General features: G+C 64.3%; 17 protein-coding genes and 1 tRNA gene. 14 read left to right on the top strand and 4 right to left on the bottom strand.

What is annotated here, in order from left to right; translation table 11 throughout:
* Positions 1-11: 11 nt before the first annotated feature.
* On the top strand, positions 12-890 hold the full coding sequence (locus ACVJGD_RS10225; RefSeq protein ID WP_456634233.1) for an isocitrate lyase/PEP mutase family protein: 879 nt from the start codon (positions 12-14) through the stop codon (positions 888-890).
* Positions 887-1,186: an acylphosphatase gene (locus ACVJGD_RS10220; RefSeq protein WP_456634232.1), complete on the top strand. Its 300-nt coding sequence runs from the start codon at positions 887-889 to the stop codon at positions 1,184-1,186. The genes ACVJGD_RS10225 and ACVJGD_RS10220 overlap by 4 nt, the downstream gene beginning before the upstream one ends.
* 42 nt (positions 1,187-1,228) lie before the next feature.
* Here ACVJGD_RS10220 and ACVJGD_RS10215 read toward each other — a convergent pair whose 3' ends face one another.
* Entirely contained in the window at positions 1,229-2,080 is an 852-nt protein-coding gene (locus ACVJGD_RS10215; RefSeq protein WP_456634231.1) for a LysR family transcriptional regulator, read from the bottom strand.
* 119 nt (positions 2,081-2,199) lie between these two features.
* On the opposite strand from ACVJGD_RS10215, the gene ACVJGD_RS10210 reads away from it, so the two are divergent.
* Complete coding sequence (locus ACVJGD_RS10210) at positions 2,200-2,628, top strand: tautomerase family protein (RefSeq protein ID WP_456634230.1); 429 nt, start codon at positions 2,200-2,202, stop codon at positions 2,626-2,628.
* Between the two features lie 4 nt (positions 2,629-2,632).
* On the opposite strand, the gene lipB is transcribed toward ACVJGD_RS10210, so the two are convergent.
* Positions 2,633-3,361, bottom strand: coding sequence for a lipoyl(octanoyl) transferase LipB (lipB, locus tag ACVJGD_RS10205; RefSeq protein WP_456634229.1), 729 nt, complete (start codon positions 3,359-3,361; stop codon positions 2,633-2,635).
* Between the two features lie 60 nt (positions 3,362-3,421).
* Here lipB and ACVJGD_RS10200 point away from each other — a divergent pair, with 60 nt between their 5' ends.
* The 3 genes from ACVJGD_RS10200 (at position 3,422) to ACVJGD_RS10190 (ending at position 4,439) form a co-directional block, all read left to right on the top strand.
* The gene (locus ACVJGD_RS10200) at positions 3,422-3,664 is read left to right on the top strand and encodes a FliM/FliN family flagellar motor switch protein (protein WP_066505938.1); all 243 of its coding nucleotides are present in this window, start codon (positions 3,422-3,424) and stop codon (positions 3,662-3,664) included.
* 99 nt (positions 3,665-3,763) lie between these two features.
* A tRNA-Leu gene (locus ACVJGD_RS10195) sits at positions 3,764-3,848 on the top strand.
* A gap of 216 nt (positions 3,849-4,064) precedes the next feature.
* Positions 4,065-4,439: a hypothetical protein gene (locus ACVJGD_RS10190; RefSeq protein WP_456634228.1), complete on the top strand. Its 375-nt coding sequence runs from the start codon at positions 4,065-4,067 to the stop codon at positions 4,437-4,439.
* A gap of 33 nt (positions 4,440-4,472) precedes the next feature.
* On the opposite strand, the gene ACVJGD_RS10185 is transcribed toward ACVJGD_RS10190, so the two are convergent.
* Positions 4,473-5,804 (bottom strand): polysaccharide deacetylase family protein, encoded by a 1,332-nt coding sequence (locus tag ACVJGD_RS10185; RefSeq protein ID WP_456634227.1) that lies wholly within the window; start codon positions 5,802-5,804, stop codon positions 4,473-4,475.
* Between the two features lie 98 nt (positions 5,805-5,902).
* Positions 5,903-6,685: a polysaccharide deacetylase family protein gene (locus tag ACVJGD_RS10180; protein WP_456634226.1), complete on the bottom strand. Its 783-nt coding sequence runs from the start codon at positions 6,683-6,685 to the stop codon at positions 5,903-5,905.
* A 121-nt stretch (positions 6,686-6,806) separates the two neighbouring features.
* On the opposite strand from ACVJGD_RS10180, the gene mgtE reads away from it, so the two are divergent.
* The 8 genes from mgtE (at position 6,807) to ACVJGD_RS10140 (ending at position 13,220) form a co-directional block, all read left to right on the top strand.
* Positions 6,807-8,228 carry a magnesium transporter gene (mgtE, locus tag ACVJGD_RS10175; protein WP_456634225.1) on the top strand — a complete coding sequence of 474 codons (1,422 nt, stop codon included), beginning with the start codon at positions 6,807-6,809 and terminating at the stop codon, positions 8,226-8,228.
* A 66-nt stretch (positions 8,229-8,294) separates the two neighbouring features.
* A complete protein-coding gene (locus ACVJGD_RS10170; protein ID WP_456634224.1) occupies positions 8,295-8,591 on the top strand; it encodes a helix-turn-helix domain-containing protein in 297 nt (98 codons plus the stop codon).
* Positions 8,592-8,627: 36 nt separating this feature from the next.
* Positions 8,628-9,446, top strand: a complete 819-nt coding sequence (locus ACVJGD_RS10165) for an aldo/keto reductase (RefSeq protein WP_456634223.1) — start codon at positions 8,628-8,630, stop codon at positions 9,444-9,446.
* Positions 9,447-9,532: 86 nt separating this feature from the next.
* Positions 9,533-10,336 carry a hypothetical protein gene (locus ACVJGD_RS10160; RefSeq protein WP_456634222.1) on the top strand — a complete coding sequence of 268 codons (804 nt, stop codon included), beginning with the start codon at positions 9,533-9,535 and terminating at the stop codon, positions 10,334-10,336.
* Positions 10,337-10,430: 94 nt separating this feature from the next.
* A complete protein-coding gene (locus ACVJGD_RS10155; RefSeq protein WP_456634221.1) occupies positions 10,431-11,087 on the top strand; it encodes a glutathione S-transferase family protein in 657 nt (218 codons plus the stop codon).
* Positions 11,088-11,380: 293 nt separating this feature from the next.
* Positions 11,381-11,584 carry a hypothetical protein gene (locus ACVJGD_RS10150; RefSeq protein ID WP_454627444.1) on the top strand — a complete coding sequence of 68 codons (204 nt, stop codon included), beginning with the start codon at positions 11,381-11,383 and terminating at the stop codon, positions 11,582-11,584.
* A gap of 156 nt (positions 11,585-11,740) precedes the next feature.
* Positions 11,741-12,739 carry a hypothetical protein gene (locus tag ACVJGD_RS10145; protein WP_456634220.1) on the top strand — a complete coding sequence of 333 codons (999 nt, stop codon included), beginning with the start codon at positions 11,741-11,743 and terminating at the stop codon, positions 12,737-12,739.
* Between the two features lie 40 nt (positions 12,740-12,779).
* A complete protein-coding gene (locus ACVJGD_RS10140; RefSeq protein ID WP_456634219.1) occupies positions 12,780-13,220 on the top strand; it encodes a DUF1489 family protein in 441 nt (146 codons plus the stop codon).
* Positions 13,221-13,241: the final 21 nt, after the last annotated feature.

Here is a 13,241-nt window from a genome sequence, read left to right as displayed (position 1 = left end):
GGGAGGCCGGGATGGCTTTCGGAACGCGCCGCCAAGCCTTGCGTGCAATCCTTGCCGGATCGACCTGCGTCCGAGCCGGGTCAGTGTACGATCCGATCTCGGTCCGCATTGCCGATGATCTCGGCTTTGAGCTCGGCATGTTTGGTGGTTCGGTGGCGTCGCTTGCCATTCTCGGCGATCCCGACATTGCCCTGATCACGCTCACCGAGCTTGCCGAGCAGATGCGGCGGATGTCGCGCGCTTCGACCTTGCCGGTCCTGGTTGATGCCGACCACGGCTATGGCAATGCGCTCAACGTCCGCCGCACGGTGCAGGAGCTGGAGGTCGCCGGCGCCGCCGGTCTCACCATCGAGGACACGCTATTGCCGCAGGCGTTCGGCGTCGCAGGCCCGCAACTGATCCCGCTCGAAGAGGGCGTCGGCAAGATGAAGGCGGCGCTCGACGGACGCAGCGATCCGACCCTGGTGATCATGGGACGGACCGGAACGCGAGGCGGTGGTTCGCAGGCCGCGGATTTCGACGACTGTCTCGCGCGGGCCAAGGCTTACGACGCGACCGGCGTCGATGCGCTGTTCTTCACAGGATTGACGACGCGGCGGGAGCTTGAGGCGATCGCAGCGGTGACGACGCTTCCAATCGTGCTTGGCAACACCCAGGGTGAGCTCGACGATGCGGCGTTTCTCGCGAGCCAGCGCGTCAAGATCGCGCTGCAGGGGCATGCGCCGTTCGCGGCCGCCACGCAGGCGGTATACGACACGCTGAAGGCGCTGCGCGAAGGCGCCAAACCTAGGGAGCTGAAGGGGCTTCCACCGGCAGAGGTCACCGCCCGGCTGATGCGTGACGCCGAGGTGAAGGTGAGGTTGACCGAATTCCTCGGACTGAAGAAGTGAGCGACACGATCCGGCATGTCGTGATCCGCGGCCGCGTGCAGGGCGTCGGCTATCGTGCCTGGGTCGAACACCAGGCGCGCCTGCGCCAGCTCGATGGCTGGGTGCGCAACCGCCGGGACGGCAGGGTCGAGGCGGTGTTTGCCGGGCCCGAGGTCGTCGTGTCGGAAATGATCGCCGCGTGCCGGCGTGGACCATCGGCGGCGCGCGTCGATGCCGTCGACAACGATGCAGGCACCCCAAGCCTGCTCAACCTGCGCGAGGCGGGCGAACGCTTTTCCGTGCTGCCGACCGTGTAGGGCGGCGCTCCCACAATCTTCAAATCCAGCTTGTAGACGATCTCATGCGCCGGCGACGCTGCGAAACGTCGCCGCCAGTGTCCTGAGCGCGGCCAGTTTGGCGGGGTCGCTGACCTTCGAATGCAGCATCACTTTCATCGTGCCGAGCCGCGGTAATCCATACATCGGTCCGATGTCGATCAGCCCAGCCGGGGCGATGCGCCGTGCCATGGGGGCGACCGCAAGACCCGCGAGTGCAGCGGCGGCAACGGCGGTGGCGCCGCCGCCGACAAAGGTTTCGCGCCAAGCGATCCGGGCCTTGTCGAGCGTGCGGACGACAAGCGCGCGCACACCGCAGGGCGGGGCGAGGGTAGCCAACGGCAGCGCATCGCCGCTCCGCCAGACAAAACGCTTCACGGCAAACCAGCCGAACTCGTCCAAGGCGAGCTTTTCCCCACCGCGGCGGCTGCCTTCCTGCCGCACGATCACGGCGTCCAGCCTGCCAGCGTCATGGGCGTCGAGCATCTCCCGCGAGAATCCGATAACGACGGAGAGCGCCAGTTGCGGAGACATTGCGTGGAGTCGCTCGAGCAGCGGCACCAGTTCGGGCCCCGCGGCGTGGTCGCTGATCCCGAGCGACAGGCGCTGCGGTATCGGCTGCTCGCCCGACAGCGCGCGGTCATGGGCTTCGACCAGGGCACGTGCATGCTGCAGAAACGCCGAGCCTTCACCGGTCAGCCGCACCGCACGCGGCGAGCGTTCCACCAGTCGCCTTGACAGCACCGCTTCGAGCCGCTGCAGCTTCAGACTGACTGCTGCCTGCGTCGTTCCCAAGGCCTCAGCGGCGCGTGTGAAGTTCTGCAATTCCGCGACCAGCAGGAAGGCCTGCACGGTTTGGATGTCGAGCGTGGTCATCCTATCATCAAGGGTCGTTATCACAGATATGAGTAAAGATAAGGTACAAAAATGGTGACGCCAGGTCTACCTGCAAGCGGCGCACATGAGGCGCACAGATGCCCGAAAGGAGAATGATCATGCCGCTCATTACCGTCACCTACTCCACCTCGCGCGAGAGGCCCGGTTTGAAATCGGATATTGCGGCTGCAGCGTCCGCGCTGACTGCAACAATCCTGCACAAGGATCCCAAGCTCGCCGCGATCATCGTGAGATCTGTTGACGCCGCCGATTGGTTCGTCGGCGGCCAGTCGCTCGCCGACCGGAAGCTCGCGAGCTATTGGCTCGATATCCATGTCAGCGAAGGTACCAACACCAAGGATGAAAAGGCCGCTTATCTTGCCGCGATTTTCCAGCGCATGGGCGAACTGCTCGGACCCTTGCACGATGAGAGCTACGCCCATGTCGACGAGGTGAAGGGCGACGCCTACGGCTTTGGCGGTCTTTCCCAGGAGCGGCGCTACATCGCCGGCAAGCTCGATGTGCCGCCGCAGAAGGCAGCGGCATGACCGCCTAGATCGTCGCTTCCGGCAGCCGCGCTTCGGCTGCGCCGAACACCTCCACAAACGCCTGCCGAAGCGCGACGTCGACATCCGTAAGCGTCACCGGCAGGCCGAGGTCGACCAGGGAGGTGACGCCATAGCGAGGGTCGACCACGCCGCAGGGCACGATCGCCGAGAAATGCGAAAGATCCGGCTCGACATTGATCGCGATGCCGTGAAAGGATACCCAGCGCTTCAGCCGCACGCCGATCGCCGCGATCTTGTCCTCGAATCCCGGTCCCCTGTCGGGCCGCTTGACCCAGACGCCGACGCGATCCTCGCGGCGTTCGCCGCGGACGTTGAAAGCGGCGAGGGTGCGGATGATCCATTCCTCCAGCGACGCGACGTAGGCGCGTACATCCGGCCGGCGCCGCTTCAGGTCGAGCATCACATAGGCCACCCGCTGGCCGGGGCCGTGATAGGTGATCTGGCCGCCGCGCCCGCTCTCGAATATCGGGAATCGCGCCTCCAACAGGTCGCCGGCCTTGCCGCTGGTGCCGGACGTGTAGAGCGGGGGATGCTCCAGCAGCCAGACCATTTCGGGCGCTTTCCCGGCAGCGATGTCGGCGACGCGCGATTCCATCGCGGCGACGGCGTCAGGGTAGGGCACCGGGGCATCCGAAATCCGCCATTCCACGGCCTCGCTGCCGGCTGGGTGCGCGAAAATCGTCAAATCAAGGTTTTGGCGGACATTAACCATTGGCTAACCATGGCGTGGTCAGGTGGAACCACAATCTAATCTCGGTTTGGCGGTTCAGAAGTGGCTACCCTCGATAAAGTCAGTGTCGATCTCATGGTGGTGCTCGGCACCACCACGATGCCCATCCACCAAGTCATGCGGCTTTCCCGCGGCGCCATCATCGAACTGGATGCGACCGAGGCCGACGAGGTCAAGATCCTCGCCAACAATCTGCCGGTCGCCAGCGGCGTGGTGCTGGTCGACCGCAACCGGATCGCGGTCGAGGTCAAGCAAATGCTGCCGAAATCCCCGGATGTTAGGTAGTTAATTGGCCACTTATCGGCTTGTACCCCACCTTCCGATTTGTTACATCCCGCGCCGTCGATCCGGCGGCGGTCCCAAGGGGTCCCTCCGGTGTCCCAAGCGCTCGTGGCGGAATTGGTAGACGCGCTGCCTTGAGGTGGCAGTGAGTAAAATCGTGGGGGTTCGAGTCCCTCCGAGCGCACCAAAGCATCCTTCAGGTTGAGCTGAGGCAGCCGAACAACGTCCACGCAGCCCAGAGCGGCGCAGCGGCAAATTTTCCGCACCGAAGCCGATCGATGCCTTTCCGGTAACACCATTCGCGTACGCTAGGGGTGTGAAAGCTCGTGGCCCGGCGATTCCGGGCCGACGAGTGCCGTCGCTCACCGATCGCGCGCCCGATTCGGAAAATCCGGGGAACAGGATGATCCTGCTCAGCTACATCTATCGCTTCGCCTCCAACTTCGTGTTCCTGGCGCTGGTGTATTTCAGCCTCAACTTCATGGAAAAATACCAGCATCGCGCGCTCGTCGCGATCCTGGTGCTGGTCTATGCCACGATGCATGCTGTGTCTGCCTTGCGCTCGTTCTACTTCTTCCAGCGAGTCGAACGCCTGGAAGGGGAGACGCGTCGGCTCGGGATGGCCGTGGTCGAGGGGCCGAGTTCGGCGGCCTCGCGCAAGCAGATCGTCGGCGCCGTCACCGAGCTGCGTCACGCCGGCGAGATCAAGTCCTATATCGATCTGCTGTTCCTGGCGCTCGTCATCCTGCTCTGCATCGCCAAGATCGTGACGAACTGAGCGCGTGGCGCGGCAATCTCCGCGCTGTGATCTTCAGCGCTTTGCGACGTGAAGTGGGCGCCGGTTCGGCTTCGCCTGCACGGCATGCCTCGGCACGCCACGGCCCGCATGCCCCCGTTGCGGATTCTGATGCGCGGCATCCCCGGGATGCGCTGCCTGGCGCGCGCCGACCGTGCGGGCTCTCGCCGAAATCGGCCCGATCGCGTTAGCGGCTTCAGGTGATACTGCGACCTGTTTCGGCTGCTTAGCGAGTGAATGCGACGCCAGCAACGTCACACGCACGCCTTCGGGCATCCGGAAGATGGAGGAGGCCGGAATCGCCAGGGCCGGGCGGCTGTTCTCGGCGACCCGCAATGGTTCTGGCCATGCCGTTCGCGAGGCGATCGCGGCGCGCGGGCGCCGCAGTCGATCGAACAAGCCTGGATCACGCCAATCGAGGTTCGATAGGCCTGGGGCAGGCAATGCCCCCGTCTGGACGAACACGAAATTCGGAATCTTCGGCCAGCGCACAGCCGCCACGGTCTCGGACGGCGGATGCAACAGCCACTGTACGGGGTCGGTCGGCGTGGCCGGCAGCTCCGGCGTCGCCGGCACGACATGGACGATGCGATAGCCACGCGCCTTCAATTCCTGCAGGATCCTCGGCAGCGCCGCCACGGTGCGCGGCTGGATGTCGTGCAGCAGCAGGATGCCTTTGCCCTTCGCTTCCAGCCGCTGGATCGCGAGGTCGTAGACGCGCGAGGGAGGGATGTGCCGCCAGTCGTCGGCCGGAAAATCAGCGCTCCAGCTTTGGATGCCCTGTGACGCCAGATAGTTTTCGACCGCTGCAGCGCGCAGCAGCCCCGGAATGCGGAAGAAGGGCGCAAGCTTGCTTGCGTCGCCAAGCGCGGCCACCGTCGAGGCGATGCCGGCATCGACCTCCTGCTTGGCCTGCTCGATCGACATCTTGTTGAAGGTCAGCGGATGGTTCTGGCTGTGCGTGCCCACGGTGTGGCCGGCGGCGATGAGCTTGCGGACACCTGCCGGATTGGCGTTGGCCTGGCGGCCGATGATGAAGAAGGTGGCTTTCACGCACTGGCTGGCAAGAATGTCCAGCACCTGGTTGCTGTATTTCGGCAGTGGACCGTCATCGAACGTCAGCACCACTTCGTGATCGTTCAGCGGCAGGGTCTCGGCATATTGCATGGTGCCGATCCGGGGATGCTCGCGAGGATCGACCACCAGCGTGCGCGAGGTGCCGAGCGCGTCGGGATGGCCGGGACAGTCAGCCGCGATCGCGGATTGGCTGCCTGCGCCGATCAGAACCACCAGGGAGAGGGTCGTCCATGACCGCTTCCAAAATCCCCCACCAACGCTAGCGATCATAACACCCCGGCTGCACTCTCTTTGTCCAATTCGAAATCCCTACGCGCGGTGTCATGAACACCGCCTTAATGATTTGTAACCTACAGTCGTCGTTTGGTTCAATGTGTTTGATTCGACACGGTTTTCGGGCCCGGCGGCACGATATGCACAATCCGGTAATTGTGCTCTCGCAGATAGCGCAAGAAAGCCGGGAGCATTGCTGCGGTCTGCGTCTTGGGATCGTGCAGCAGGATGATGCCCCGTCCGGCGGCGTTCAGGCGTTCGGTCAAGATCTTCAGCTCTTCCTGCGGCGACATCTTGTTCCAGTCGCTCGCCCAGAGGTCGGCGCCGAACACCGCGATGCCGCGCTTCTCGAGGTTCGCGAGCGTCTCCGGCGACATCTCGAAGAAGGGAAAGCGGAAGAACGGCGTGCTCGGCGTCGTGGTCGCGCGCCCATGCAGCGCCGTTTCGACGGCGGCGATGCCCTTGTCGATCTCGCCAATGGCGTCGTCCGGCTTCATGTATTTGAGGTTATGATGCGTCCAGGTGTGATGGGCGACCGTGTGGCCGAGTGCCGCGATCTGGCGGACCAGATCCGGATGCTCGGAGGCCGGCTTTCCGATCATGAAGAAGGTGGCGCGCACGCATTCATGGGCGAGTGCCGCGAGAATCGTCCGGTCGGTTGACGGCCATGGCCCGTCATCGAAGGTCAACACCACCTCGTGATCCTGCAGGGGCAATGTGCCCGGAAAGCTCTTGGTGCCGACTCGCGGATAGGTCGCGGGATCGACGGTCAGGACGCGCGACGTTCCGAGCGCATCCTTGCGCGGGCATTCGGCGGCGGCGCGCGCCGCGCCGGTCCACGCGAGCACGGCAAGAATGGCTGCACCAAACGTTCTCATAAGCACACCTGTTCTTCGCGGTTGTCGACATTTGGCATTGCGCTGGACGCAGCCGATTGGGTAATGCGTGCGGCGATAACTCAGACGAGTTCCTTCCTTCTGTCAAACGGTGAGGCGCGGCATGGCCGAGAAGATCGATGCTGCCAATCCCGCCGAAGCATCCATCCTTGAACGGCTGCCAATGCGGGACGAGGAAGGGCAGCTCCGCCACGAATTCGTCGAGGAGATTGCGAATGCGATCCACGCGGCCGACCGGCCGTTCCTCTGCGAGGTCGTCGCGGAACTGCATGAGGCCGATCTCGGCGATCTCATCGCGGCGCTCGCGCCGGAAGACCGCGTCAGCCTTGTCGAGATCACCGGCACGGATTTCGACTTCTCGGCACTGAACGAGGTCGACGATGCCGTGCGCGAGGAAATCCTCGAAGAGCTCGAGCCGGAGACTGTCGCGGAAGGCGTTCGCGAACTGGAATCCGATGACGCGATCGAGCTACTCGAAGGTCTCGACGAGGAGGACAAGGAGGAGATCCTCGAAAGGCTTCCGCCGTCAGAGCGCGCGGAGCTCGAGCGCAGCCTGCTGTATCCGGAAAATTCCGCCGGCAGGCGGATGCAGACCGAGTTCATCGCGGTGCCGCCCGATTGGACGGTGGGGCAGACCATCGACTACATGCGCAACACGCCCGACCTGCCGCACCGCTTCTACGAGATTTACGTGGTCGACAACGACAGCCACTGGCTGGGCGCGGTACCGCTGGACATACTGCTGCGTTCGAGCCGCCCGGTGCCGCTCACCGACCTGATCGACGAGGATCGCCGTCGCGTCTCGGCCCTGGAAGACCAGGAAGAGGTCGCGCGGATGTTCGGCAAGTACAATCTGGTGGCCGCGCCCGTGGTCGACACCACAAACCGGCTGGTCGGCGTCATCACCATCGACGACGTCGTCGACGTCATCGAGGAAGAGGCCGACGAAGACCTGAAGGCACTTGGTGGTGTCACCCGCCACGAAGAGTTGTCGGACAATGTCTGGACGATCGCGCGGGGGCGCTTCAACTGGCTTCTGGTCAATCTCGCTACCGCCTTTCTTGCGTCCTCCGTGCTGGGCCTGTTCGAGGGCCAACTCGAAAAGATGGTGGCGCTTGCGGTGCTGGCGCCGATCGTCGCCAGCCAGGGCGGCAATGCCGCGACCCAGACCATGACGGTCGCGGTGCGCGCGCTGGCCACCCGCGAACTCGGATCCTACAACGCCGTTCGCGTGATCCTGCGTGAGATCATGGTTGGCCTCGTCAACGGCCTTGCCTTCGCCGTCATCACGGGCATCGCCGCAGTCGCCTGGTTCAGGATTCCGGGCCTTGGCGTGGTGATCGGGCTTGCCATCGTCTGCAATCTGGTTGCCGGTGCGCTCGGCGGGATTTTGATCCCGATGGTGCTGGAACGGGTGCGCGCCGATCCGGCGGTTGCGTCCGGCACCTTCGTTACCACGATCACGGATGTGGTCGGCTTCTTCTGCTTCCTCGGCATCGCCACTTTGTGGTTCGGCCTGAATTAGCGTCTCGCTTAGCGTTAATCGCGCCTTAAGTCGGTTCGCCTACAATGCGACTTTCCGGAGCAGACCATGAAGCGCCTGCGGCTGAAAGCGGATGGACGGATCGTCGAATTGCGCGACGGGCAGGAGTTCCCGCTCGCGCCTGAGACTCCGACGGGGCCGTTCACGGTCCGCGATCTCCGCCGACGATCTCACCTGACCCAGCTCGAATTTGCCGCCAAGCTCGGTGTGCCCGTGGAAACGATCCGCAACTGGGAGCAGGGCAAGCGTGCCCCGCGTGGACCGGCACGGGCGCTCCTGGCGGTCATCGCCCATTCGCCCGAAACGGTATTCGCGGCGCTGGCGACGGAATCCTCAGCGGCCTGATTTGGCAGCGGAGCCGCGGCGGCCCATAATGGGCGCATGAGCATCATCGAAGCCAATGGCGCCAGGATCCCAGCAATCGGGCTCGGTACCTGGGAATTGCGCGGACGCACCTGCGCGCGGATTGTCGAGCAGGCGCTCAGGCTCGGCTATCGCCATATCGACACGGCGCAGATGTACGACAATGAGCGCGAGGTCGGCGAGGGGCTGCGCGCATCCGGCGTGAGGCGCGACGATGTCTTCATCACGACCAAGGTCTGGACCACCCATTTCAGGCCCAACGACCTCGAGCGTTCGGCCAAGGAGAGCCTGGCGCGGCTGCGGCTCACCGAAATCGACCTCTTGTTGCTGCACTGGCCGAACCCGCAGGTGCCGCTTGCGGAAACGATGGGCGCGCTGGCGCGCGCGAAGCAGCTCGGGCTGGCGCGCCATATCGGCGTGTCCAACTTCACGGTCGCCTTGATCGAGGAGGCGGTGGCGGCCTGCACGGAGCCACTGGTGTGCGACCAGGTCGAGTATCATCCCTATCTCGATCAAGCAAAGGTGAAGGCCGCCGGCGCCCGGCACGGCATGGCGCTGGTCGCCTATAGTCCGATCGCGAAGGGCCGCATCAGGAACGACCGCGCATTGGCGCGGATCGGCGACCGCTATCGCAAGACGGCGGCCCAGGTCTGCCTGCGTTGGCTGGTACAGCAGAATGTTGCCGCGATCCCGCGGACATCGAAGCTCGAACGGCTCTCCGAGAACATCAACATCTTCGATTTCGAATTGTCGGAGGACGACATGAGCCTGATCTCGGCCATGGGCAGCGCCTCACGCCGCCTTACCGATTTCGGCTTTGCGCCGAAATGGGATTGAGACACACCTCTATTGCCCGCTATGCTGACGGGCAGGGGGCTCTCAAACCTGATCAGTTGCGAATGAACCTGCGGGAGCTCATTCCTGTGGACGTGACGGCATCGGCGGTCGCGCACCTGTCGGTGGTGGCCCTGGTGCTGCTCTTGTCCGAAGTACATCCATTTGACATCGTGGCGGCCGACACTGTCCCGGTCGACATCGTCACGCCGCAGGACATCGAGAAGAAGCCCGAACCGACCCCGTCGCCTTCTCCGTCGCCGTCGATCGATCTGTCCGCGCTCCAACAGCTGGCCGCAACGACTCCGCCTGCACCCGCGCCGCAGCCGGCAGCGTCGGCGCCGCCGCCCCAGCAGCAGCCGGCGCCTGCGGAATCAAGTTCGGCTCGGCCGCAGCCTGCGGCAAAGCCGGCTTCCACCCCAGCCTACACGCCGCCAGAGCCTGACCTCTCGGTCAAATATCATGTCCAGCTCGGCCTGCCGCCGAACCTCCCACCGATGGCGGCGCCAGCCCCAGCTCCAGCCCCGGCCGCCCGCTACGGTGGCAGGGTGGACGACGATTTCGATTCACCGGCAGTCAGAGCGGCCGACCTCACCCCGAGCGTGGTCGCCGAGTTTCGCCGCCATCTCAAGACGTGCTCGAAGCTGCCGGCAGCGCTAAGACCCTCGGACGACGTCAAGGTCACGCTGCGCGTGTTCATGACACCGCAGGGGCGACTCGCCGACGAACCTCTGCTGATCGAGGCGAGTGCGTCCGAGAAGGGACCGGTATTGATGCGTGGTGCGATGAATGCACTGGAGGCGTGCCAGCCCTACACGATGCTCCCGGCGGATCGCTATGGCGAGTGGAAGGTGCTCGACCTCAGCTTCACGCCGCAGGATTTTGCTTCCTAGGTTTCTTGAATGAAGTCGCCACGCGCAGCCAACCACAGGTTGGACGGTCGTGCCGCGCTATGGCAAAATAGCTATCCAACCGGATTTCCCGCACATGTTGAAGCTCATCATCGGCAACAAGAATTACTCGTCATGGTCGATGCGGCCATGGCTGGCGCTGCGGGCCAACAACATCCCATTCGAGGAAATCTTCATCCCACTTTACACCAATGTGAAGGCGGACAAGGACCGCATCCTCAGCTTCTCACGTTCCGGCAAGGTCCCGTCGCTGATCGATGGTGACATCACGGTCTGGGATTCGCTCGCGATCATCGAATACCTTGCCGAGAAATTTCCGGAAGCAAGACTGTGGCCGGAGGATCGTGCCGCCCGCGCCCATGCGCGCTCGGTTTCGGCGGAGATGCATTCGGGCTTCGTGCCCCTGCGCAGTGAATGCGGCATGAACCTGCATCGTCCGATCCGGGCGATCCCGTTGTCGGACGACGCTCGCGCCAATGTCGCGAGGATCCAGGAGATCTGGGCCGACTGCCACGCGCGCCACGGCAGGCAAGGTCCGTTCCTGTTCGGTGCGTTCTCCGGCGCGGATGCAATGTTCGCGCCCGTCGTGCATCGTTTCCGCACCTATGCGATCCCGGTGAAGCCCGAGGCGCAGGCCTATGTCGATGCCATGATGTCGCTGCCGGCATTCCAGGAATGGACGCGCGATGGGCTTGCCGAAACCCTCATCATCGAGCGGTTCGAGACCGTGTAACCCAGGGCGTTAGCCCAGCAGCATCCGGGCCGCCGCCGACCATGCGAGCTCGGTTCGCAAGCCTGCCCATGGCGCCTGATCGCGGGAACCTGCACTTTTCGCCGTTCTCGCCGTGGAACGCGGCCGGTCCGCCGGCGGACCTCCTATCGTACTGAAAAATCTGCGAATTTCGTGCATTTTCCATCCCTCGATCATGCTGGATTTCGGGGGCTTCGGTGTGCTAGCTTGACGCAGGGTTCTCAATGTTGGCCGCTGCTGTGGGACCTAAGGCGGCGCGCCGACGATCCAAGAAAATGGAGAGGGCGTTGAAGCATAAGTACTCCGTTGGAGAGACTGTCTATTTCACTGCGAGCAACGTGTCGCGTCCGGCCGCCAGTGGGACCTACCAGGTGGTTCGGCTGCTGCCGACCGACGGTGACGATTGTCAGTATCGCATCAAGAGCTCGACCGAAGCTTTCGAACGGGTTGCCAAGGAAAGCCAGCTCGTCCTGTCCTGAAGAGAGCTGTGCGCAAGCAACCGCTTGACGCGGTTCCCTGATGGGTCGCCGTCAAAAGGCCCCGTTCGCAGAACCACCCTGCCGAAGGCCGAATGCCCTAAAGAAGGCATTCGCCTGCGGTGACTGTGTCTTATGCTGCGTTGAGGGACATCGCGCATGAACTGGGCTTCTTCGCTGGATCATATCTGGCGCTCGGCGACCTTTCCGATGTGGCTGACGCTGGCCGCTGCGGGGTTTTTTGGAGTGATCCTGCTGATCACGCTGTTGCGCGCGGAGAAATCCGTGGCCAACGGCGCGCTGACGGTCATTACCTTGCTCGCAATCGCGGTCGCTGCTGCCGCAACCATCCGTGGCTTCGATTCCGGTAGCCGGCTTGCTTCTGCTGATGCGCGATCGGCGCAGCCGGTCGTCGCGGCGCCGGCCGCGCTGGCCTGTATCGATGACCTCGCGGGCGATGCCGTGCTCAACGCCTGTGAAAAGGTGTTGTTCGGCTCCGCCGACTCCGCGGCCGCCGCGGTTGCCTATGCGGCTTCCCAGATCACCCGCCTGACGTCGTTCGGCGATATCGCGACGGCCGAGCGCAACACATCGCCCGAACTGCAGGCGCTGCGCCGCTCGATCGAGCGGGACCGCTACGGGCTGATGGCCTATGTGCTGACGGCGCGCGACCATTGCACGCCTGCCTCATGCGCAGCGTTCCGTTCGCTCGGGACCAGCCAGCAGATCGCGTCCAATATGGACGAGCATCTCTACGAGAACCTGATCACCCGCTACGCGCCGACGTGGAACGCGCCGGCGCCCGCCAACACGGCGGCGGCCGGAGCAGCAGTGCCCGGAGCAGGGATGCTCGGAGCACTGCAGCCATCGGTTCCAACCGGCAAACCTACCAACGCCGAGTTTCCGTCGGCCGCGAACACTCCGCCGATCAGCATCATGTCACCTGAGCCCGCATCGAAGCCGGCGCCATCGGCCGCGGCGGCCGCTACAACCGCGGCTCCGCCTGCGCCACCGCGTCCCGCGCCAGCGGCTTCGCCCGCGCCGCAGGCCGCTGCCAAGAAACAGGCCGCCGCCAAACGTCCACCGCCGCCCGCGCCGGTGCCGATCGCGCCGCCTCCACCGGCATCCACAGCCGCTCCGGCAACATCGGACGACTGATCTTTTCAAAGTCCGTGTCGGCGGCTAAAGCGAAACGATCATGCCGCTTCATCTCATCAAGCTCGCCGTCGGTTGCGACTCGGTCAAGGAACTCAAGACCTGGGTCGCCGAACGGATGGCGATCGCGAAAAAGAAGGGCCTGACGCAGCGTCACGTCCACATCACGCGGATGACGCCGAAACGGGAGGAGGAAATCCTTGCCGGCGGCTCGCTGTATTGGGTGATCCGCGGCGAGATCGCCGCACGTGAGAAGATCATCGCGATCGAGCCGTTCCGCGACAAGGACGGCATCGGCCGCTGCCGCATCGTGATGCAGCCCAAGGTCATCACCGTATCGCCGCGCCCGATGCGCCCCTTCCAGGGCTGGCGCTATCTCACCGCCGATGCTGCGCCGCCCGACCTGACCAAATCGGCCGCCTCCGGCGTCGCGGCGATGCCCGAGCCGATGCGGCGCGAACTGCGCGATCTCGGGTTGCTGTAACGCGGGATGGATCCTCCGCTC

This window comes from Bradyrhizobium sp. USDA 10063, from assembly GCF_054063735.1.
This window is presented reverse-complemented; position numbering and strand designations above follow the sequence as displayed.